The sequence below is a fragment of the Actinacidiphila oryziradicis genome (assembly GCF_005047355.1).
Classification (GTDB): Bacteria; Actinomycetota; Actinomycetes; order Streptomycetales; family Streptomycetaceae; genus Actinacidiphila; species Actinacidiphila oryziradicis.
The window spans coordinates 668-22,705 of sequence record NZ_SUMC01000074.1 but is presented as its reverse complement, the minus strand read 5'-3'; the positions used below and the strand labels follow the sequence as shown (position 1 = coordinate 22,705).

Below are 22,038 nucleotides of genomic sequence, written 5' to 3'. Positions count from 1 at the left end.
TTTGTGCAGCGGATGCAGGTCGTCTCCCGTTCCACGAACGTTCAACTGGCTGTCCCTGTCTGCATTCTGTGCAGTCCTTATGGTCCTTGAACGTTGATCGAAAGAAGGGACTCATGGACACACTCCTCGCAGTCCGGGCTCGCGGGATCACCAAGTGTTTCGGCGACGTCGTCGCACTCGACGGCATCGATCTGGATGTGGCGCAGGGGCAGATCCACGGCTTGGTCGGACCGAACGGCGCCGGCAAGACGACGTTGCTCGGCCTCCTGCTGGGCCTGGCCGTCGCCGACAGCGGCCGCCTCGAGATCCTGGGTACGCCGGTCGGGCGGGCGCTAGCCGCTCCCGACGGTGTCGCCGGCTTCGTGGACGGGCCCGGTCTCTACCCCTCGCTCACCGCCAGGCAGAACCTCGCCGCGCTGGCCGCTCTCCGCGGCCGCGACGCGCGGACAATGGGGATCGACGACGTGCTCGACCAGGTCGGGCTCACCGATGTCGCCGACGACCGGGCCCGCGGCTTCTCCCTCGGCATGCGTCAGCGGCTCGGGCTCGCCGCCGCCTTGCTCACCAAGCCCCGGCTGCTCGTGCTCGACGAACCTTCCAACGGTCTCGACCCGGCCGGGAAAAAACACGTCCACGGTGTCCTCACCCGGCTCGCGGCGGACGGAACCAGCGTCGTGCTCTCGAGCCACCGCATGGACGACCTTGAGGCACTGTGCTCCGAGGTCACCATCGTCGCCACCGGACGGGTCGTCTTCTCCGGCCCGCTGAGCAAGCTGGCCGCCGAGAACCGTGAACTCGACTACCGGCTGCTCACCTCCGACCCGCAGGCCGCCCGCCGGCTGGCTGTCGACACGGCCGGGATCGGCGTCGTCGACGACGCCGGGGCATGGCACGGCGCCGAGGTGCTCGTCGTGCGCGCGCTGGTGCCCGCCCTCGAAGAACTGGTGGTGCGGCTCGTGCACGCGGGCATCGCGGTGCGCGAGCTCGCACCCGTGGTGTCGCCGCTCGAGGCCGCGTTCCTCGCCCTCACCGAGCAGCAGGAGGCAAGCCGATGACCGCGACCGCGACCATCGCCGATGACAACGCAGTCAGTACCCGCCGCGTCTCGGTGGCGCGCGGCTACCGCTTCGAGTTGGTCAAGCTGGTCTCGCAATGGCGGATCCGCTTGCTGGTTCTCGCCTGCTGGATCGCGCCGGCGCTCTTCGTCGCCGCGGTGAGCCTACAGAGCACGCTCCCCTCCGACACCCTCTTCGGTCGCTGGATGCACGCCACGGGGTGGGCCGGACCGCTGGTGGTGCTCGGCTTCGCGGGCACCTGGGCGCTCCCGCTGCTGACCTCGCTGGTCGCCGGCGACGTGTTCGCCGCCGAGGACCGGCTCGGCACCTGGCGCCACCTGCTCGTGGCGGTCCGGTCGCCCCAGCGGATCTTCGCAGCGAAGGCACTGGCCAGCCTCACCGTCATCCTGCTGATGGTGGCGGGATTGCCCGCATCCAGCGCGGTCGGCGGGGTCGTGGCGGTCGGCAACCATCCGCTGGTCGGCCTCGACGGCCACCTGCTGGCGCCGGGGGACGCCGCCTTCAAGGTCCTGCTGGCCTGGGTCTGCGTCCTCGCCCCGACCCTGGCCCTCGCCGCGATCGGGCTGCTCGGGTCGGTCGCGCTGGGACGATCCCCGATGGGGCTGCTGCTGCCCACGCTCGTCGCGCTCGCGATGCAGCTCACCCAGATGCTGCCGCTGCCCGTCGCCGTCCGCCTCGCCCTGCCCGGCTACGCCTTCATCGCCTGGAACGGTCTGTTCACCAGCCCGGAACAGATCGGCCCGCTCCTGATCGGCATCGCGGTCAGTCTGGTGTGGGCTGTGACCGCGACAGCGCTGGCGTATCTGCTGTTCCTGCGGCGCGACTTCACCAACCTGACGTACGACAACTCCGGGCGCCGCGCGATCACCACCGGACTCCTGCCGCTCGTCGCACTGGTCGGCGTGACGGTCGCGGTCGTCGGTGTGGCGACCCCGTCCATGGGCTCCGGGATCGACCAGGGCAAGGTCCAGCGGTCGGTCGCCACGGCCTTCGCCCACCTCTACCGCATGCAGACCCAGCAGCTCAACCGCCCCGCGGTCACGGAGGCGCAACTGCGGGCCACGGCCGCCTGCAACAAGAGCGGCGGCCATGTCGCCCCCCAGGGGGCGGGTAACGACTGGCGCTGCGTCGTCTCCTGGCATCTCCCCGGCATCCAGGTCACAGGGACGGCCATTTACCAACTCGACGTCACCGCGAACGGGCGGTTCATCGCCGATGGCGACGGACCGAAGGAAGTGAACGGCTTCTTCCTGGTGCGGACCCCGGCCGGGGACGCACCGAACCCGCTTTGGCAGTTCGACGGCAACGTCGAACTGCTTCACACCACCCCGAAGGGATAACTTCAATGCAGGTAATACGGCAGCGTCGGATTGACGAGAAGGCGCAGATCAGCCTTTTGGGTAGACGCGTCGGCCGCCGGACCTCTCTGGTGACGGCGGGCATCGCTGTCGTCCTCGCCGTCACGGGCACCGCTGTTGCCCAGACAAACCAGTTCGGCACCCAGCAGGTCGGCCAGACCACCGCCAATGGCCAGGTCATCTCCTCCGACCAGTACATCGACCCGTACGGCAGCCGCACCGTCATCAACGACGGCAAGATCATGTCGTCCACGGTCAGCCCGGATGGCAGCACTCTCGCGGCCGCGGTCGCCGACGGTGACGCGGCGCTGGTCGTCATGGACCTCAAGACCGGGCAGGTGAAGCAGAAGGTCGGCACCAACGCGGCGGACAACCTGCGCATCAGCAGCAGCGCCGTCGGCCAGGAGGGCCCGACGTACTCGCCCGACGGCAAGCAGCTGTGGCTGGGCCAGGCCAACGGCTACACCAAGTTCACCGTGAACGCGGACGGCACCCTCTCCAACCCGACGGCCGTCAACATCCCGGCGGACGGTTCCAAGCAGGCGCTGGTGGGCGCGGCGGTGTTCTCGGCCGACGGCTCCACCGTGTACTCCGCGGTCAACGGCCAGAACAAGGTCGTGGCCATCGACGCGGTGACCGGCACCATCAAGCAGAGCTGGACCGTGGGCACCGCCCCCCGTGGCATCGCCATGGTCGGCAACAAGCTCTACGTCAGCAACGAGGGCGGACGTCCGGCGAAGGCCGGCGACACCACCATCAACTCCTACGGCACCGACGTGCCGGCCAACCCGAAGACCGGCGCCAGCACCACCGGCACGGTCAGCGTCATCAACCTCGCGGACTCGTCCGCGGCCGTCGGGACCATCAACGTCGGTCTGCACCCGACCGCGGTGTACGCCAAGAACGGCACGGTGTTCGTCACCAACACCGCCGACAACAACGTGTCGGTCATCGACAGTCGCAAGGACAAGGTCGTTCAGACCGTCTCCACCCAGCCGTGGCCGGAGGCGTCGGTCGGCTACGAGCCCAACGCCGTGACGCTCACCGACGACGGTCACCTGCTGGTGACGCTGAGCCGCGCCAACGCGGTCGCCGTCTACCGGTACACCTCCGCGCAGCAGCCGGCCCAGTACGTCGGCCTGCTCCCGACCGACTACTTCCCCTCGGAGATCACCACCGTCGGCAAGACCGTGGTCGTCTCCAACACCCGTGGTGTCGACGCCCTCCGCCCCGACGCCACCAGCGGCGCGCACGGCACCCACGACACGACGTCGAGCCTGACGCAGTTCACGCTGCCGGACGACAGGACCATCAAGTCCGAGACGGCCAAGGTCTTCAAGCAGAACGGCTGGACCAACAACTCGGTCAAGCTGGCCAACGGCAGCAAGGCCAAGGCGGTGCCGGTCCCGACCCAGATCGGCGCCCCCTCGACCATCAAGCACGTCTTCCTGATCGTCAAGGAGAACCGGACCTACGACCAGGTCTTGGGCGACATGCCGCAGGGCAACGGCGACTCGGCGCTGACGCAGTTCGGCGAGAACGTGACGCCGAACCAGCACGCGATGGCTTCGCAGTTCGGGCTGTACGACAACTTCTACGACGTCGGCACGAACTCCGCCGAGGGTCACAACTGGCTGATGCAGTCCGACGACCCGGAGTACACCGAGTCCTCGGCCGGTGAGTACACGCGCAGCTACGACACCGAGAACGACGTTCTCGGCCACCAGAAGTCCGGCTTCATCTGGACCGGTGCGCAGGCGGCCGGGAAGTCCGTCAAGGACTTCGGCGAGTTCCAGTCGCTCGAGAGCAAGCCGTCCGGCGCGACCTGGCAGAACCTGTACTGCGACACCAAGAACATGCAGGCGACCGGGCAGAAGACCGCCTACCCCATTCAAACGGGCTCGGCGATCCCGTCGCTCAACGACGTGTCGGTGCCCGGCTTCCCGCTGTTCGACACCAGCGTCCCGGACATCTACAAGGAGCAGATCTGGCAGCAGGACTTCCAGAAGAACGGTCCTGCGAACCTGAACATGTTCTGGCTCTCCAACGACCACACCGGTGGGTCGACGAGCCCCACCGCCCAGGTAGCGGACAACGACCTCGCGGTCGGCAAGATGGTCGACACCATCTCGCACAGCAAGTACTGGAAGGACTCGGCGATCTTCGTCGTCGAGGATGACTCCCAGGCCGGCCTCGACCACGTCGACGGCCACCGCGCCCCGGTCCAGGTCATCAGCCCCTATGCCCAGCACGGCACCGTCGACAACCACTACTACTCGCAGATCACGATGGTCCGCACCATCGAGCAGATACTCGGGATCCACCCGATGAACCAGATGGACAGCGCGGCCACTCCGATGTACGGGGCGTTCACCCAGAAGCCGAACAACGCGCCGTTCAACGCGGTGCCCAACCGGACTTCGCTGACCCTCGGCCTGAGCACCCAGCCTTCCTGTGGCTCGGACACCCCGGCGGCGCAGGACCCGAAGGCGGCGCCCGTGCCGACGTCCGTATCGGTGCCGGCGTCCGAGAAGAACGTCGCGGCGCAGTGGAAGACCTGGCAGTCGCACCAGCGGCTGACCGGACCCAACGCGGTGCCGGACTACGCCAACCCGGAGCAGATGAACCGCTTCACGTGGTACGAGACGAACAACTGGACCAAGCCGTACCCCGGTGACACCAAGATCTACGCGCCGAACGACGTGCCCGGCGCCTACATCCCGTCGTCGGAGAACGACGGCTGACATTGGGCCGACTGGCATAGCCTGATCGCGTCAAGGGGCCCCTGGCCGGCGTCACCGCTGGCCAGGGGCCCCTTCTGTCCCCTGTGTGGCAAATACAGGATGTGGACCATCGGCGTCTGCCCGACGAAGGCAAACGCCCCGCCGCAGAACGCGAGCTACTGGCATCAGTACGTTGGTATCGACCTTGCCCTTGCCGATAGCCTCATCCGCCCTAGTCGGAGCCGGTGTGCGGTGATATCCGTGATGTCGGGCGACGGGGACGAGTGGGCACTCTGGCAGGGATGACGATCATCCCGGCATGATGATCGGTCGTGCTGCTGAGACTGGCACATCTGGGTGTGTCTAACGTGTTCTCGATGCTGCGACTGCTGCCGATGAGTGACCGGGACAAGGACGTGGAGATCCTCGCTCTACGCCATCAGATCACGGTGCTCGAACGGCAGCTGAACGGGCAGCGAGTGCGCTTCACACCGGCCGATCGGGCGTTCCTCGCGGCGCTGCTGCACCAGCTACCAACGCAAGTGCTGCGCCGGATACGGTTGCTGGTGCGGCCGGACACGCTCCTGCGCTGGCACCGCGACCTGATCGCCCGCCGTCACGCCAGCCACCTCGCGGAACAGGTGGTGCGTGGGCTGTCCGGTTAGTGTGACCGGCCCCGCCGTTAGGGAGCGTCAAGGACTTGACAAGAGTTCCCGCCCCGATGAGGAAATCGTTAAGGCTCGGAACGCGGGCACCGCATAGCGCGGCGGTGGTGCGGGCCGTGAGGTGATCCGCACAACCGGTGCGTACGTTCACGGCTCGAAGCGGTAGCCGATGCCGGGTTCGGTGATCAGGTGGCGCGGGTGTGTCGGGTCCGGTTCGAGCTTTTGGCGCAGGCCGGCGATGTGATCACCGTCTGGCTGTGGCTGACCGCGGTGTTCGCCGCACGGAGACGGCGGAGAAGGCCAGCACGCCGAGCTTGTAGACGATTGCTTCGGCGCGCAGGTGCTTGGGGGTGGTGAGGATGTGGGCCATGTAGTCGCCCAGAGGCCGGTACGACAGGGCCAGCGCGCCGATGAGCGCGAGGATCTGCAGCCAGCCCGCGAGAGTGTCGTTCACTAGAACTTCTCCGGGAAGATCAGGGCCAGCACCAGGTAACCGAGCAGGCAGACGGCAACGACGAGTCCGACGACGTTCTCGATACTCACAGCCGCTCGACCCCCTTGGCGATCAGGCCGAGCACGGTGAAGACCGCGACGATGACGACGATGAACAGTAGGTCTGGCATGTGCGAGACACCCCGGGAAGCAAGAAAGGGACATAACCGCCCAGTCCTCTCGGGTGTGGGGGGTCACGAGCGGACCTGAGCGGTGTCGGCGAGGACCGGCCCCTGGAGTGAAGCGCTCACGAGTTCCCTTGACGACCCTCGTTAGCGCGGTCCTGACGCCGTGACGGAGTACCTTGATGCCGCGTTGATGCGCCACCCACGATCGGTGGTGCCGACCCGCGCCTCGGACCGCTACCACCGGAAACGGTTCAGCAGCCGCGGTGACCCTCGCTGACCAGGTCGGCGCCGCGCTCGACACAACGCGAACCGCCCGAGAACGGCTGAGGGAGGCCGCGAGGGGAAGATCGACGTGCCTACGGGCGCAGCGTCATCCGCGCGGCAGTCGGGGTGCGTCCTCGCCGGGTCGCCGGGGCGGGAGCGGCAGGCGCCAGGTGTTGCGGCGGTGCACGGCCGTGAGGTGGCGCTGCAGAGGGGACGGCGGTACGGCCAGGACCGGGCATGTCGCGTTTGCCAGGCAGTAGCGACTGGTCGAGCGGCACAGCGCCCGGCGCAGCAGGCCGCGCTGACCGGCGCCGATCACCAGCAGGTCGTCTTCCCGGTCGGCTGTCAGGACCAGCACCCTGCCCGGATTTCCGCGGACGGCCCGGGCTTGCAGCCGGCGCTCGCTCCAGCCCCAGCCGAGGGCCGTGTCCAGTGCGCTGCGCAGCCGCTCCTCAGCCAGACGGCGGCCGTCCTCCAGCAGCGGCGGTAGCGGGGCACGACGGTAGGCGAACTCGCCACCGACAGGTTCCCAGGCCAGCACCGCCAGCATCTCGGCGTCCGTACGGCGGCTCTCGACCACCGCGCGGTGCAGCGCGGCAAGACTGCGCTCACCCCCACCACGATGCGCCGGGTACCGGTGCCGGTCTCGTCCATGGCTGCTACCGCTGCCTCTCCGCTGGTCGCCTCGCTGCCGTACCGCATGTCCTGCACCCATCGAAGCGAAGCCGCAAGCAGAGGGCGACCGTCCTGACGCGCCCCTGACGGGAGACAACGCCGGATTGACGGCTCCCTGACCCGGCCCGTGCTACTCCCCCAGGCCGACGTCCTCCTGGTCCAGGGCGCGCTGGATACGCCTGCGCGTGGTGTCGCTGATCCGGTGCTCGTCGTAGAGCCGTTGCAGCTCGGCGGACTCCGCCTCGATCAGGGCACGCCGCATCGAGCGATAGGCGGTGGCGGTGGAGTCCGCCGGATCCGCGGCCTCGTCCATCTCGGACCGGGCATGGTCAATGCGGGCTTGCAAGCCGCGGCGCAATTGGTCCACCACGACCTCGGGCGCGGCCTCCAGGTCGGCGAGCTGCTCCAGTTGCGTGAGCCCGGCACGCGCGAGGCTGTCGCGGGCGTTGGCCTCTTGGCGGGCGGTGCTGGTGGGTTCCAGGGCGATACCGGAACGGCGTACCACGGGCGCCAGTGTGAAGCCCTGCAGGACGAGGGTGAAGACGACGACCGCTGTGGTCAGCACCAGCACCAGTTCCCGCTGCGGCAGCGGCGTGCCGTCATGGGCGGTGAGCGGAATGGACAGGGCCGCCGCAAGCGGCAGGACGCCGCGGGTGCCGGCCCACGACAGCACTGAGGGGACCCGCCAGGAGATCGGGCCGATGCCGTGCCGGCGCTGCATGGCGGCCGAGAGCGGGGAGACCCAGAGCATCCGGACGGTCAGCAGGGTCCCGGCCACCGCGAGCGCCTGCAGCGGCCAGGTGTGGCCCTCGGCGCCGAGATCACGGATGAGCGACGGCAGTTCCAGACCGATGAGGGCGAAGACCACACTCTCCAGCAGGAAGACGACGGTTCCGTAGACCGCGTGCACCTGCAGGCGGATGGGTGCGTTGGTGAGCCGCTGCGTCTGCCCGCCCAGCACGACCCCGGCGACTACCACCGCGGTCACCCCCGAAGCGTGCACATCCTCGGCCAGAACGTAGGCCGCGTAGGGGGTGACCAGCGCGATCACCGTCTCCAGCACCGGGTCCTCGGTACGACGCCGGATCAGCGCCACCGCCCCGGCCACCGCCGCGCCGACCAGCGCCCCGCCGCCGCCCAGAGCCACGAACTCACCGGCGGCCGTGCCACCCGACAGCGCCCCGCCGGCCACCGCCGTACCCACTGCGACCTTGAACAGCACCAGGCTCGTGGCGTCGTTGAACAGGCTTTCGGCCTGCACCATCATCTGGATGCGCGGCGGCAGCGCGAGCCGCCGCCCCAGCGCGGTCACCGCCACCGGGTCCGTGCTGGCCAGCACCGCTCCCAGTACGAGGGCCATCGTCCCGGAGAGTGGCGTCAACGCCGCCGCCACCGCACCAACGGCAGCGGCCGAGGCCAGCACCAATCCGAAAGCGAGCACCGTGACTGGCCGCCACACCCGCCGTAGCTCACGCCAGGAGATCTCCTCCGCAGAGGCATACAACAGCGGCGGCAGCACCACCAGATTGATCACCTGCGGCGACACCCGGAAAGCCATCACCCAGGGCAGCAGGCCAACCCCGACACCGGCTATGACCAGCAAGGACGGCGCCGGGATACGCCAATGACGGGCCCCTGTCGCCACGGCGGTGGCCACGGCCACCAGCAGCAGTACTGCGGTCAGGACGGTCATGTAAGGGTCGCCAGGATGTGTGCTGGTACGGCCGCTGTGGTGCTTGCGCTTGCTGTCGCCGACCAGACTTCCCGGCACTCCAGCAGGAAATTTACCCGACGCTGATGCTCATCTGCAATGTCCTTAGCGCGTGCCCTTCGCACGACTGTGCGGGAGGAACCCCGTTCCGCAACTTCCTGCGCTCGTTTCTCTTCGGCCAGGGCGAGGTGGCCCCACGACCTGGGGAGTGCTGCGCCGGGCCGAGCCCGACCGCACTCGCAGGCCCCGTGTCCATCTCGGGCTCCCGCGCCAGAGGCGCGTTAAGACCGAGGCGTGTCGCGTCAGGGAAGTGTCAGTGCCGGGTTCGCGGGCCCGCGCCGCTTCTAGCGTCGGCCGTATGGGACGGCGAGCCACGCGACTGCCGATGCCGATGCCCGGTGAGAGAGCCGGCGACCGGCACTGGCGCGGCGGCGCCCGGTTCGCGTTCTTGTGCACGCTCGCCTTCTTCGGGCCGATCATGCTGCTCGACCAGGCTGCGGGCACCCTCACCCTGCCACGCGCGGGGCTATGGACGCTGCTGGCGGCCCTGGTCCTCGCTGTCCTGCTGCCGCCTCGCGTGACGGCGGGCGAGGGCTGGATAGCCGTACGAGGACTCGTACGCGAGCGCCGGGTGCGAACCGACACCCTGGCCGAGGTTCGACAGCACGAGGGCATCTCGGGCCACCTACTTCTGCGGGACACGTCCGGCCGCTGGATGGCGCTCGACCCCCGGGTCCTGGCCGCCAATCCACTGCTCTGGCACGAGCTGGACGCCGGCGCCCGACGCTCCCGCGAACGCGGCACGCTGCTCGGCGGGACAGACGTACTGCAGCGTCTGAGCGAGCGCATCGACGACACGGAGGCCCAAGCAGTGTTCCGGGCCTCCGGCCTGGACTGACGTCACGGATCGAAGCGGTAGCCGAGGCCTGGCTCGGGCGGGACGGCGCAGCACGGCGCGGAGCCGGGCGAGGAGTTCCTCCATGAGGAAGGGCTTGGTGAGGTAGTCGTCCGCCCCCGCGTCGAGCGCGGCGACCTTCTCGGCGGGGTCGGACCGCCCGGAGAGCACGATGACCGGGACGGAAGTCCACGCCCGGAGCCCGTGGATGACGTCGATGCCCGGCAGGTCGGGCAGGCCGAGGTCGAGGGGGACGGCGTCGGGCGGGTTGCGGGAGGCCAGTGTCAGGGCCGTGGTGCCATCGAGGGCGGTGTCCACGTCGTAGTGGCGGGCCTTGAGGTTGATGCGCAGGGCCCGGGTCATCTGCGGTTCGTCATCCACGATCAGGATGCGCTTCATGCCCGGACCTCCTCGTTGAGGGCCGGGGCAGCGGGGAGGGAGACGACCATGGTCAGGCCGCCGCCGGGGGTGTCCTCGGGGGTGAGGGTGCCGCCCATGGCCTCGGTGAGGCCGCGGGAGAGGGCGAGGCCGAGTCCGAGGCCGGTGGTGTTGTCGGTGTCGCCCGTGCGCTGGAACGGTTCGAAGACCTGGTCGCGATCCTCGGGGCCCAGGCCGGGACCCTGGTCGATGACGCGCAGCTCGACGCGGTCGGCCAGCGCGCTGGCACTGACCCGGACCGATTCTCCGGGCGGAGTGTGCCGTATGGCGTTGGCCACCAGGTTGGCGACGACCCGTTCCAGCAGCGGGGGGTCGGCAACGACATCGGCGGCGTCCTCCAGGCCCTGGACCAGGACGGGCACCGGGCTGTCGGGCAGGGGGTCCAGGGCGAGCGGCATGATCTCGGCGAGGGCGGTGGCCTCCAGGCGCAGGGTGAGGGCGCCGGCCTGCAGGCGGCTCATGTCGAGCAGGTTGTCCACCAGCCGGTTGAGGCGGTCCAGGGACTCCTCGGCGGTGGCGAGGAGTTCGTCGCGGTCCTCGTCGGAGAACTCCACGTCGCGGCTGCGCAGGCTGCTGACGGCGGCCCATCCGCTGGCCAGCGGGGTGCGCAGGTCGTGGCTGACGGCGGCGAGCAGGGCGGTGCGCATGCGGTCGGCGGCCTTGACCGGCTCCACTTCGGCGGCGGCCTCGGCGAGCCGGGCTCGCTCCAGGGCGGCGGAGACGTGGGCCGCCAGCGCGGTGAGGACCCGGCTCTCGGAGGCGGCCAGGCGGCGGCCGCGCAGCACCAGGACGTCGTCCGGGCCGACCGGGACCAGCGCGGCCGCGGCGCCGTCGGCCGGCGGATCCTCGGCGCTCTGGTGGTCGCAGTGGACGAGGACGGCGGAGTCCATGCCGAAGATCTGTCTCGTGCGTTCCAGGAGTTCGGGCACGGCCTGCTCGCCGCGCAGGACGCTGCCGGCCATGGCGGAGAGTGTCTCGGCCTCGGCGGTGGCCTTCGCTGCCCGGCGGGACTGGCGCAGGGAGTGGTCGACGATGGTGGCGACGGTGACGGCGACCACGGTGAAGACGGCCAGCGCCAGGACGTTGTTGGCCTCGCCGATGGTGAACTGGCCCGTGGGCGGGATGAAGAAGTAGTTGAGCAGCAGGGAGGCGCTTACCGACGCCAGGACGGCGGAGGCAACACCGCCGATGCAGGCGACGCCGACCACGGTGAGCAAGTAGAGCAGCGCCTCGCTGGTGAGGTTGAGCCCGCCCGGCGTGTTCTTCAGGGCGAGTGTGAGCAGGGCCGGAAGCAGCAGCCCGGCCACCGGGCCGAGCACCCTGCGAGCCAACGGCAGATTCCTGCTGCCCCGGGAAGGCAGCAGACGGCCCTGGCGGGCCCGTTCGTGGGTGACCATGTGCACGTCGATGTCGCCGGACAGCTCGTTGGTGGTCTCGCCGATGCCGCGTCCGCCGAGGAAGCCGGCCAGCCGCCCGCGCCGCGAGGTGCCCATGACGAGCTGGGTGGCGTTCTCGGCGCGGGCGAAGTCCAGCAACGCGGTGGGGATGTGGTCGCCGACGACCGTGTGGTAGCTGCCGCCCAGGCTCTCGATCAGCTCCCGCTGCTTGGCCAGGGCGGCGGGTGAGGCGTCGGCGAGGCCGTCGCTGCGGGCGACGTGGATGGCGAGCAGGTCGCCGTGCCCGGCCCGGTCGGCGATCCGTGCGGCGCGCCGGATGATGGTCTCGCCCTCGGGGCCGCCGGTGAGGGCCACCACGACCCGTTCCCGGGTCTCCCACACACCCCGGATCTCGTGTTCGGACCGGTATTCCTGCAGGAACTCATCCACCCGCCCCGCGACCCACAGCAGGGCCAGTTCGCGCAGCGCCGTCAGGTTCCCGACCCGGAAGTAGTTGGCGAGCGCGGCGTCGACCTTCTCGGGGTTATAGACGTTTCCGTGCGCCATGCGGCGGCGCAGCGCCTGGGCGGGCATGTCGACCAGCTCGATCTGGTCGGCGGCGCGGACGATCTCGTCGGGGACGGTCTCGCGTTGCGGGACTCCGGTGATCTTCTCGACGACGTCGTTGACCGACTCGAGGTGCTGGACGTTGACGGTGCTCAGGACGTCGATGCCGGCGTCCAGCAGTTGCTGGATGTCCTGCCAGCGCTTGGCGTTGCGGCCGCCGGGAATGTTGGTGTGGGCCATCTCGTCGACGAGGGCCACCTTGGGCTTGCGGGCGAGGACCGCGTCGAGGTCCATCTCGGCGAAGACCGTGCCCCGGTAGTCCCGCTCGGCCTGCGGCAGGGTCTCCAGCCCGTCGAGCATCGCTACGGTGTGCGGGCGCTGGTGGCACTCGACGAACCCCACCACGACGTCCGTGCCCCGCTCGGCCCGGCGCCGGGCCTCGTCCAGCATCCGGTACGTCTTGCCCACCCCGGGGGCCGCTCCGAGGAACACCTTGAGCCTGCCGCGCTTCACTGGTTGGGCCTCCTGGTCAAGTGCCACGCTGCGCGGTCGTACGGAGGCCACCGGCGGTGCCGGTACGGACCGGCGACGACAGTGACAGGTAAGCGCCGGGCGAGTCCCTGGCGGGTCGCGTTAGCGAACTCCTGACGGCTGCACCCGGGGTCTTGGTGCGGCCTTAACGCCCATGCGCAACCAGCCTACGAGCTCAGCGGTAGACCGGCGCAAAGCACGAGCGCCGATCCCCGTCAGAAACGCGTCAATCTTTCGGGCTCCGGCGTCAGGGCCGCGCCAACACGCCAGCACAGGTGTTCCCGGACTGCGACGGTGTTGCGGGCCGAGGGAGAGCGGGCAGACGCCGCTCCGGGGCGCTCAGTGGGGGGCATAACGCGATGACGACTACCGTCGCCGCCGAAGGACGTTCAGGCGCGCCCGCGTCAGGGCAGCGCACCGGCTCCGAGGCCACTCCTCCGCCCGGTGGGGCGGGCTTCGATCCCTCCTCTCCCGCAACCGTGGTATGTCGCCGGAGATGGCGCCCGGTCCTGCGCGGCGGCCTTCCCCGGACCGTTCCCTCACGGCTGCGACTGCTGCGCGCCGTGGTGCTGGTCACAGCCGCCGGGCTGGTCGGCGTGCTGGTGACCGGCGGCGTATCGGCGAGCGGATCCTGGGCGGACATACGGGAACGGTCGGCGCCCCAGGTGACGAGCGCGACCGGCCTGTACTTCACGCTGAACGACATGGACGCGCAGCTCGCCAACCAGCTGATGATGGGCGACACCGCTTCCCTGTCGTCCCTACGCGCCCAGGCCGCCGACATCTACGGCCAAAGGCGCGGACAGGCCGGCGGATACCTGCGCGACCTGGCAGAGGCCGCCAAGGGCGACGCCGCCGCCGAGCGCACCGTCGCCTCGGCCATCAGCGACCTCGGCGCGTACGAGGAACACGCCGTCCGCGCTCTGGTCCTGGGCGAGCAGAGCCACCGCCCGGCCGGCCAGGCCGACCCGAAAGCGGTGGCCGAGTACACCCTCGCCACCCAACTGATGCGAACCCGGCTGCTGCCTGAGGCCGACCGGTTGGTCACCACCAACAACGCCGCCTTCGAGCACACTTACGCCGACGCCACCGGTACCCAGTCCGCGATCCGTGTCGCGCTCCTCGTCACCGGCCTGCTGATGCTCGCCCTCCTGGCCGCGCTGCAGCTGTACCTCGCGGCTCGCTTCCACCGCGTCATCAACCCCGGGGCGGCTGCCGCCACCGTCCTCGTCCTGACGGTGCTGGTCAGCGGATTCGTACAGATCTCCGGCCAGCAGGACCACCTGCGAGCCGCCCGCCGCGACGCCTTCGACTCCGTCGTCGCCCTCACCCGCGCCCGTGCGGTCTCCTACGACGCCAACGCCGACGAATCCCGCTATCTCCTGGACCGTGCGGGTACCACCGCACACGAGCAGGACTTCCTCGCCAAGAGCCAGCGACTCCTGCACCTGGACGGCGCCACCATCGGCACGTACGACACGGACCTGGCCTCCGCGCTGCGCGCCTACAAGGCCGATCACGCACGCCTGGACTTCACGGGATTCTTCGGCGACGAGTTCCGCAACATCACCTTCCCGGGCGAGCGAGCGGCCGCCGAGCGCGTTCTGACCGCGTACCAGGTCTACCAGCGCGACGACCGCCGGATCCGCGCCCTGGCCTCCGCCGGAAAGGTGGCCGAGGCCATCGAGTACTGCACCAGCCACACCACGGGCGACTCCAACTACGCCTTCGACGCCTACGACAAGGCACTACTCAAGCTGATCACCATCAATACGACCGCCTTCGACCGGACTTCCTCCGACGGCGCCGGAAATGCCCTGACGATGCCCGTGGGCTTGGCCGGAGGCGTGATGGCAGCCGCCGGCCTGATGCTGATCGGACTGCGGCCACGCCTCGCTGAGTTCCGTTAACGCCGGGTACGCCAGTCGGCGACACGGTTGATGACCGCCGGGTGGGCGGTCTCGTCGCCGGTGTCGTCGAGTGGTGTGGTGGCTGGTGCGACGGCAGGCAGACTGAGGGTCATCGTGAGGCCGCCGCCGGGAGTTTCCTCGGGCATGAGGGTTGCGCCCATAGCGTCGGCGAGCGCCCGGGCGAGGGTGAGGCCGAGTCCCGTGTCACCGTCCACGGTGGCCGGGCCGTGGCCCATGACCCGGAGCTCGACCCGGTCGGCGTGGGTGCTGGCGGTCAGCAGGACGTGCCGGCCGGGTGGGTTGTGGTGCTGGGCGTTCGAGATCAGGTTGACCAGGATCCGTTCCGCCAGTGTGGGGTCGGTGAGGACTTCGGGGATGCCGTCGGGGACTCGGATGTCGACGGGCTGGCCAGAGGCGGCGAGGCCCTCCAGAGCGGTGGGGATGATGTCTTCGACGGCCAGGGGCTGAGCATCGATGCCGAGCGTGCCGGCCTGCACACGGCTCACGTCCAGGAGGGTGCCGACCAGCCGGTCGAGATGTGCGAGCGAGTCCCTGGCGGTGGCGACGAGTTGGGCATGGTCGTCGCCGGTCTGCTCGGCATTGGCGTCGGCGAGGCTGTCCACGGCGGCCTCGGCGGAGGCCAGCGGAATGCGCAGGTCGTGACTTACGGCACCGAGCAGCGCGGCTCGTGCCCGATCGGCCTCGGCGACGGGACGCAGGCGTTCGACCTCCTCCTCCAGACGTCGAAGGCGCAGCGCGATGGCGGCCTGGACCGCAAACGCCTCCAGGACCCGCCGGTCGGCGGCGGGCAGAGTCCGGCCGCGCAGAATCAGCGTCAGCCCGTCACCGACCGGGATGTCCACGTCGCCCTCGTCGGGGCTGGCGCAGGGCTCGGCACCGACGGAGGCAGCGATTCGCCAGCTTCGCGGGTCGCGTTGGCGGTCCGGAGTCAGCGGCGCGCCGGGCCGATGTTCGAGCAGGGTGACCGAGGCCAGGCCGAATGTCTCCCGGAGCTGCTCCAGCAGCGCATCGAGGGTGCGCTCACCGCGCAGTACGCCCCCGGCCAGGGCAGACAGCATCACCGTGTCGGGGACAGCGTGCCCGCGCCCACGCCGCTTCATCACATCCCGGCCTCCGGCGGCGCGCCGCCCCCGACCGGCCTGCTCGTGGGTGACCAGGTGAACGTCGATAGGCCCGGACCGCGCGGTCGTGGTCAGCCCGACGCCGCGCGAGAACACCTGCCCGAGGCGTCCCCGCCGCGAGGCGCCGAGCACCACCTGGGTGGCGTTCACGGCGCGTGCGAAGTCGAGCAACGCGGTCGGGATGTCGTCACCGACGACTTGGTGATACGTGCCGCCAAGGCATTCGACCAGCACGCGCTGGCCCGCGAGGTGGTCCGAGTCGGCGCCGGCAAGTGCGTCGTCGCGTGTGACGTGCACCGCGAGCAGATCGGCGCCCCTGGTGCGCTCCGCGATGCGCGAGGCCCGCCGGATCAGTGTGTCGCCCTCCGGCCCGCCGGTCAGCGCGACGACGACACGTTCGCGTGCCTCCCACGTCCCGGCGATCTGGTGGTCCGCGCGATAGCTCTCCAACTGGTCATCGACCTTGTCGGCCAGCCACAACAGGGCCAGCTCGCGCAGCGCGGTCAGATTGCCGACTCGGAAGTAGTGGGTCAGCGCGGCATCGACTTTGTCTGCGGTGTAGATGTTGCCGTGCGCCATCCGGCGGCGCAGCGCCTCCGGGGTGATGTCGACCAGTTCCACCTGGTCGGCGCGGCGTACGATCTCGTCAGGGACGGTCTCCCGCTGCGGCACCCCGGTGATCTGCCGGACGACGTCGTTGACCGAGTCCAGGTGCTGGATGTTGACCGTGGACAGCACTGCGATACCGGCATCGAGAATCCGTTCGACGTCCTGCCAGCGCTTGGTCCGGGGCGAGCCCGGCACATTCGTATGCGCCAGCTCGTCGATCAACGCCACCTGCGGGCGCCGGGCGATCACGGCGTCGGCGTCGAGCTCGGTGAAGGACGTACCCCGGTAGGGCACGCTTCTCCGGGGGATGATCTCCAGGCCCTCCAGCAGTGCGGCGGTCCGTGGCCGCCCGTACGTCTCCACAAAGCCGACCGCCACGTCGGTGCCGCGCTCGGCCCGGCGACGGCCCTCGGCGAGCATGGCGAAGGTCTTGCCGACGCCGGGGGCCGCGCCGAGATAGATACGCAGCTGCCCGCGCTCCATCACGGTCCTCCCTTCGGACCCTCCCGCTTGTCCCAGTGTCCGCCCAGGTGCCTGGATCTTGACGGAACGCTGACGTGCACAAGGAGTGCCTGCGGACAGCTCGCGCGACAGACTTGATGACACCCGGGCGCCACCTCCGGGTACGGCTGTTCGACCTGCGGCGCCGCACGTCGGCCCCCGCCGGCAGGAGAGCAGGAGGTAGGAATGCTCCACCGCCTCACACGGGACGGTACCGCGATCCTCGCGGCCGTGGTGGCCCCCCTCGCCGTCGCCGCCGTGCTGGTCCCGTTCCGCGGCAGCTTCTCGAACACGAACGCGGCTCTGGTCCTGGTGGTGGTCGTGGTCGGCGTGGCCGCCATCGGCAATCGCCTCGCCGGGGCGCTCGCGGCCCTGTCGGCCGCCGTCTGGTTCGACTTCTTCCTGACCATGCCGTACGAACGGTTCACCATCACCCGGTCCGCCGATGTGACGACGGCCGTCCTGCTGCTCGCCGTCGGCCTGGCTGTCTCGCAGCTGGCCGCCCGCGCCCGCCGGCTCCAGGTCATCGCCATCACCGACGCCGGCTACCTGTCCCAGATCCGCCACACCGCCGAGCTGGCCCAGTCCGCCACCGGCCCCGACGCCGTGGTCGACCTGGTGCGCGACCAGCTCACCCGGCTGCTCCAGCTGAGCGGCTGCCGCTTCGAATACGGGAGCCTGCTGGGCCATCCGCCGCGCCTGGAACAGGACGGCACCGTGGTCTCGGGGCGCACCCGCTGGGACGTCGACCGGCTCGGGCTGCCGGACCAAGAAGTTGAACTGCGCACGCTCGCAGGCGGCCACTTCTACGGACGCTTCATGATGCGACCCACACCCGGTGCCGCCCCGTCCCTGCAAGCACGCCTCGTCGCGGTGACCATCGCGAATCAGGTCGGCGCCGCGCTCAACACGCCCCGCCCCGCCCGGGACGGTGGCTGAGCTGCCTGGTCGTCTGCCTGCTCGGCCTCGTCGGCACCCCGCCCACCGCGGTCCTCCTCGGCAAACTCGAAGCCTTCAGCGCCGCCTTCAACGGCGGCTACGCCTGGCTCGCCGAGCGATTGCTTGAGCACCAACAGTCCGGCCGCCACCTTGCGCCGGCTGCCGGGCCGCACGGCGGGCCACCCAGCACACCATGCGTCCTGACGTGTCCTTGGCGCGCGGCCCGCAAGTCTGACGCCGCTTTGACGCGGAGGCAGGGACGGTGTCAGAGCTGCGTCAGGAACGGATACGAAGGCTTGAAGCCTGGGCATACGGCGTTCTTGAATGGACGTTGTGAACAGCGTTCTGCGCCATGACGACCGGCCACCTCATAGAGTGCCGTCGGTTTGGCGCGCTGTTCTTCTCCCGGCGCTGTGACGCGCCGTCTCTTTGCGGCTGACCGAGGTCCGCCGCCTTCATTCGCGCACGGGTAGGCACCCCTACGCGCCTGCCCCTGCCCACGTTCCCGGAGTGAATCATGTCCTCTTCCGCTCTCCCTTCTGTGCCCACGCGCACCGCCCTGGTCACGGGGGCGACGTCCGGCATCGGCTGGGAGACCGCCCGCTTGCTCGCCGAACAGGGCTGCACCGTCATCGTCCACGCCCCCGACACCGAGTCCGGGCACCACGCCGTTGAACGGCTGGTGGCCGCCGGTGCCGACCGGGCCCGACTGCGCCTCGCGGTGGCCGACTTCGCGCGGCTCGATGACGTTCGTGCGCTGGCCAGCATGGTGGGCGCGGCCCACCCGGTGCTGGACGTCCTGGTCAACAACGCCGCCGTCGCCGCTCCCGAGCGGCACACCCTCACTGCCGACGGCCACGAACTCTCCTTCCAGGTCAACTTCCTGGCGGCCTACCTGCTCACCCGCGCCCTGGCCGGACCGCTGACCGCCCGCCCGGGCAGCCGGGTGGTCAACGTGTCCTCCGCGATGCACCGCACCGCCTCCATCTCCTGGAACGACCTCAACCGCGCCCGCCACTACTCCCGGCACGCCGCCTACGCCCAGTCACAGCTCGCCCTCACCGTCTTCGCCCGCGCCGAAGCCCCCACCGGGTGCACGGCCGTCAGCGTCCACCCCGGCATCTGCGAGACCACGCTGCTGCCGCTGTATGCCCACGAGGGCGAGCCCGCAGCCGAAGGCGCGGCCCGCGTGGTGCGACTGTGCGACCCGGCGACAGAGCTGGTCCCCGGCGGCTACTACGACCGCACCGCGCTCTCCCCGGCCGCGCCCGTCGCAACCGAGGACCGCACCGTACGCCGCCTGTGCAAACTCGCCGACCAGCTCGTTGCCGCCTGATCCCACGAAGGAAAGACCCGCTGTGTCCGCGAAGGCGACCGCCATCACCGGCAACCCGCACCCCCGATCCGGCGCCGGCCAGTTCGTCCCCGTCCTGGCCGGCGCCTCCTTCAGGCGAACTGGAACAACGCCGCATCCGCCGCGTCCCACACCACGCCAAGGCCCGCCTTCCGGGCACCCGCACCCGCCTTCTGCCGCCGACTGCAACACCGGCCTCCGGCCATGAGAGGCGCTGCAGGCGCCGATTATTGGGGCATGATCCAGATACGCCAGAACCCGCCACGGGATGATCTCGAACGCCTGACGGATCGTCTACGGCGCCGAGACGGCAGCGGTCTGTTCGTCGTGTTCGCGCAGCATTCGCATGACGGTGGCGGGCGAGGGGTGCTGCCCCTTCTTCGCTCCCGTGGTGATGACGAGCCGCTTGGCGATGTCGCGCAGGCTCATCTCCAGATCGCGCAGGTGCAGGGCCCCGGACAGCATGTCCTGGTCGGTGACGCCCGCGCCGCCGATGGTGTTGCCGCGCTTGCGAGGAGATCTTCTCCGAGAAGGGTGGTGAAGCTGGCGCGGTCGGGGTCGATGTCGGGGCGGGTGGCGGTGGCGTCGGCCATGGCCAGGCGCAGGACCTGGTAGGTGACCAGCAGTGCGTAGATCTCCTGGGTGATGCCGGAAGGGGTGCGGGCGCGCAGGACACGGCCGCCCAGGATGGTGGACTTGATCTCCAGGTAGGCGGTCTCGATCTCCCACCGCTGGTGATACAGCGTGATCAGTTCGGCGGCGGGATGGGGAGCTCCCGCCGAACAGTGATCTTGGTCGACACGGTTCTAGCCGATCTGTAGGACGAGCTTGCCGCGTGCCTGTCCCGACTGGCTCAGCTCCGCGGCCGTGCGCCAGTCCTCCAGCGGGAACACGCGGGCCACTGGTACCGAGAAGCGACCCGCAGATGCCAGCTGCGCGTATGCGCCGAGCACGTCGTTGCGCACGGTGCCCTCGCCGCCGGGCCCGCTGAAACGCACGCCCAGTTCGTCGGCCGCGGCGAAGTCGCTGAGGGTCAGCACGTGTTCGGGCGCCTTGACGGTACGCACGAGGCCCGGCAACGCATTGCTGACCGGTGCCGCGTCGAGGGCGAGGTCGACCGGTCCGCCCGCGAGTGCCCCCACTCGCTCGGCCATGCCGTCGCCGTAACCGGTGACTTCGGCGCCGGCGGCGCGCAGGGCCTTGGCGTACGTCTCGCCGGCGGTGGCAATGACCCGTGCCCCGCGCTGAACCGCGATCTGCACCGCGGCGTACCCGACGGTGGAGCCGGCGCCGTGCACCAGCACGGTGGTGCCGGCGCGGACGCCGAGGGCGTCCACACCTCGGTAGGCCGTCTCGACCGCCATCGGCAACGCGGCGGCGTCGACCGGGTCGAGCCCCGGCGGGCGCGGGAACCAGAGGTCGAGGAGAGCCTGCTCGGACGCGCCGGCGGTCGGTCCTGTGAAGGGCGCCGGGCCGAACACCGGGTCACCGATCTCGACGCCGGTCACTCCGTCACCGGCCGCCTCGACCGTGCCGGACACCTCAAGTCCTATACCGCGCGGCAGGCCGCCGGTGAAGAGTCCGCCGCACAGCGCCCAGTCGGCCGGGTTCAGCCCGCATGTCTGGACGGCGACGCGGATCTGCCCCGGTCCGGGAGTGGGAGGTTCGGCGTCTTCGAGTCGCAGAACGTCGAGCGGTGCTCCGTACTCGTGGAAGCGAAGGGTGCGCATGAAGTCTCCTCGCGAGGTAACGACAGCAGGTGCTGTCGTCATTCACGCTAGCAGAGTGACGACAGCACCTGCAGTCGCTATGCTCGCAGGATGGCACGGTGGGAAGGCAACGCTCGCGGTCGGCTCGAACGAGCGGCGCTGGACCTGTTCACCGAGCAGGGCTACGACCGCACGACGGTCGCGCAGATCGCGCAGCGCGCGAACCTCACCGAGCGGTCGTTCTACCGATGGTTCGCCGACAAACGCGAGGTGCTGTTCGGCGGCAGCGAGGACCTCAAAGAGCAGCTCGTCTCCGCGATCGAAGCCGCTCCCGCGGACACCGGTGCGCTCCCGACGCTGCTGGCCGCGTTCGCCACCGCGCCGCAGGCGTTCCGTCCACGCGAGTTCCTGCGGGAGCGGTCGGCGGTCATCGAGGCCAATCCGCCACTGAAGGAACGCGAGCTGATCAAGCTGGCGTCGCTGTCCGAGGCCCTCACCGCCGCCCTGGTGCACCGCGGCTGCAACCCGCAAACGGCACGCCTGGCCACCGACATCGGCATCGCAGTGCTCCGCCTGACCGCCGCACGGTGCATGGCCGACGAGCAAGCCGATTTCGCCCAGGTACTGTCGACCAGCGCGGCGGACCTGCTCGCCGTCGCCGCGGACGGCATCCCTACCTAGTGTCCTGCGTCGTAAATAGCGAGTCTAAGTTCTTGCTATTTTTTTGGTCCGGACGGGGTGATTTTTGTGAGGTAGTCGGCGAGCGATTTCAGGATCCCGTCGGCGGTCTTGGTCCAGGTGAAGGGCTTCGGGTCTTCGTTCCAGGTCTGGATCCAGGTCCGGATGTCGTTTTCCAGGGCCTGGACGGAGGTGTGCACGCCGCGTCGGATCAGCTTGTCCGTCAGCAGGCCGAACCAGCATTCGACTTGGTTGGTCCAGGAGGAGCCGGTAGGGGTGAAGTGCATGTGGAAGCGG

At 69.8% G+C, this 22,038-nt stretch carries 18 protein-coding genes and 3 pseudogenes; 8 read left to right on the top strand and 13 right to left on the bottom strand.

Annotated features, from left to right (window positions below; translation table 11 throughout):
* Positions 1–113: 113 nt before the first annotated feature.
* The 4 genes from FCI23_RS40895 (at position 114) to FCI23_RS40880 (ending at position 5,822) form a co-directional block, all read left to right on the top strand.
* Complete coding sequence (locus tag FCI23_RS40895) at positions 114–1,055, top strand: ABC transporter ATP-binding protein (RefSeq protein ID WP_136729194.1); 942 nt, start codon at positions 114–116, stop codon at positions 1,053–1,055.
* A complete protein-coding gene (locus tag FCI23_RS40890) occupies positions 1,052–2,416 on the top strand; it encodes an ABC transporter permease (RefSeq protein WP_136729193.1) in 1,365 nt (454 codons plus the stop codon). Before FCI23_RS40895 ends, FCI23_RS40890 begins: the two co-directional genes overlap by 4 nt.
* A 5-nt stretch (positions 2,417–2,421) precedes the next feature.
* Positions 2,422–5,178: a bifunctional YncE family protein/alkaline phosphatase family protein gene (locus FCI23_RS40885; RefSeq protein ID WP_136729192.1), complete on the top strand. Its 2,757-nt coding sequence runs from the start codon at positions 2,422–2,424 to the stop codon at positions 5,176–5,178.
* 356 nt (positions 5,179–5,534) lie between these two features.
* A complete protein-coding gene (locus tag FCI23_RS40880) occupies positions 5,535–5,822 on the top strand; it encodes a hypothetical protein (protein WP_246144556.1) in 288 nt (95 codons plus the stop codon).
* A 147-nt stretch (positions 5,823–5,969) separates the two neighbouring features.
* On the opposite strand, the pseudogene FCI23_RS60925 reads toward FCI23_RS40880, so the two are convergent.
* From FCI23_RS60925 to FCI23_RS40845, 8 genes and pseudogenes are all read right to left on the bottom strand, one after another.
* Positions 5,970–6,065, bottom strand: a pseudogene (locus tag FCI23_RS60925) (winged helix-turn-helix domain-containing protein); the annotation flags it as partial.
* A 37-nt stretch (positions 6,066–6,102) separates the two neighbouring features.
* Positions 6,103–6,276, bottom strand: a pseudogene (locus tag FCI23_RS58660) (potassium-transporting ATPase subunit KdpA); the annotation flags it as partial.
* Positions 6,276–6,365, bottom strand: coding sequence for a K(+)-transporting ATPase subunit F (gene kdpF / locus FCI23_RS40865; protein WP_136729189.1), 90 nt, complete (start codon positions 6,363–6,365; stop codon positions 6,276–6,278). The pseudogene FCI23_RS58660 and the gene kdpF, both read right to left, overlap by 1 nt.
* 447 nt (positions 6,366–6,812) lie before the next feature.
* The gene (locus FCI23_RS40860) at positions 6,813–7,421 is read right to left on the bottom strand and encodes a universal stress protein (protein ID WP_136729188.1); all 609 of its coding nucleotides are present in this window, start codon (positions 7,419–7,421) and stop codon (positions 6,813–6,815) included.
* A 90-nt stretch (positions 7,422–7,511) separates the two neighbouring features.
* Positions 7,512–9,074, bottom strand: a complete 1,563-nt coding sequence (locus FCI23_RS40855) for a Na+/H+ antiporter (RefSeq protein ID WP_136729205.1) — start codon at positions 9,072–9,074, stop codon at positions 7,512–7,514.
* Positions 9,075–9,618: 544 nt separating this feature from the next.
* Positions 9,619–9,777: a hypothetical protein gene (locus tag FCI23_RS63305; protein WP_169317168.1), complete on the bottom strand. Its 159-nt coding sequence runs from the start codon at positions 9,775–9,777 to the stop codon at positions 9,619–9,621.
* The gene (locus FCI23_RS64150; protein WP_136729187.1) at positions 9,778–10,386 is read right to left on the bottom strand and encodes a response regulator transcription factor; all 609 of its coding nucleotides are present in this window, start codon (positions 10,384–10,386) and stop codon (positions 9,778–9,780) included.
* Complete coding sequence (locus tag FCI23_RS40845; protein ID WP_246144554.1) at positions 10,383–12,908, bottom strand: sensor histidine kinase; 2,526 nt, start codon at positions 12,906–12,908, stop codon at positions 10,383–10,385. Before FCI23_RS40845 ends, FCI23_RS64150 begins: the two co-directional genes overlap by 4 nt.
* 350 nt (positions 12,909–13,258) lie before the next feature.
* Between FCI23_RS40845 and FCI23_RS40840 the strand changes: the two genes are divergently transcribed.
* On the top strand, positions 13,259–14,809 hold the full coding sequence (locus FCI23_RS40840; RefSeq protein ID WP_136729186.1) for a hypothetical protein: 1,551 nt from the start codon (positions 13,259–13,261) through the stop codon (positions 14,807–14,809).
* On the opposite strand, the gene FCI23_RS40835 is transcribed toward FCI23_RS40840, so the two are convergent.
* A complete protein-coding gene (locus FCI23_RS40835) occupies positions 14,806–17,043 on the bottom strand; it encodes a sensor histidine kinase (RefSeq protein ID WP_136729185.1) in 2,238 nt (745 codons plus the stop codon). The two genes, FCI23_RS40840 and FCI23_RS40835, sit on opposite strands and share 4 nt — an antisense overlap.
* Before the next feature lie 204 nt (positions 17,044–17,247).
* Here FCI23_RS40835 and FCI23_RS40830 point away from each other — a divergent pair, with 204 nt between their 5' ends.
* Both FCI23_RS40830 and FCI23_RS40825 read left to right on the top strand, forming a co-directional pair.
* Complete coding sequence (locus FCI23_RS40830) at positions 17,248–18,000, top strand: DUF4118 domain-containing protein (protein ID WP_136729184.1); 753 nt, start codon at positions 17,248–17,250, stop codon at positions 17,998–18,000.
* A 517-nt stretch (positions 18,001–18,517) separates the two neighbouring features.
* On the top strand, positions 18,518–19,336 hold the full coding sequence (locus tag FCI23_RS40825; RefSeq protein WP_136729183.1) for an SDR family NAD(P)-dependent oxidoreductase: 819 nt from the start codon (positions 18,518–18,520) through the stop codon (positions 19,334–19,336).
* Positions 19,337–19,648: 312 nt separating this feature from the next.
* On the opposite strand, the gene FCI23_RS40820 is transcribed toward FCI23_RS40825, so the two are convergent.
* From FCI23_RS40820 to FCI23_RS40810, 3 genes are read right to left on the bottom strand one after another with little or no spacing between them, the layout of a single operon-like run.
* Positions 19,649–19,819: a hypothetical protein gene (locus tag FCI23_RS40820; RefSeq protein WP_246144553.1), complete on the bottom strand. Its 171-nt coding sequence runs from the start codon at positions 19,817–19,819 to the stop codon at positions 19,649–19,651.
* The gene (locus tag FCI23_RS60915; RefSeq protein WP_265737811.1) at positions 19,780–20,106 is read right to left on the bottom strand and encodes a transposase; all 327 of its coding nucleotides are present in this window, start codon (positions 20,104–20,106) and stop codon (positions 19,780–19,782) included. Before FCI23_RS60915 ends, FCI23_RS40820 begins: the two co-directional genes overlap by 40 nt.
* Before the next feature lie 54 nt (positions 20,107–20,160).
* A complete protein-coding gene (locus FCI23_RS40810) occupies positions 20,161–21,084 on the bottom strand; it encodes an NADP-dependent oxidoreductase (RefSeq protein ID WP_136729182.1) in 924 nt (307 codons plus the stop codon).
* Positions 21,085–21,174: 90 nt separating this feature from the next.
* On the opposite strand from FCI23_RS40810, the gene FCI23_RS40805 reads away from it, so the two are divergent.
* The gene (locus FCI23_RS40805) at positions 21,175–21,744 is read left to right on the top strand and encodes a TetR/AcrR family transcriptional regulator (RefSeq protein ID WP_136729181.1); all 570 of its coding nucleotides are present in this window, start codon (positions 21,175–21,177) and stop codon (positions 21,742–21,744) included.
* Positions 21,745–21,779: 35 nt separating this feature from the next.
* Here the strand turns inward: FCI23_RS40805 and FCI23_RS40800 are convergent.
* A pseudogene (locus FCI23_RS40800) lies at positions 21,780–22,038 on the bottom strand (IS630 family transposase); the annotation flags it as partial.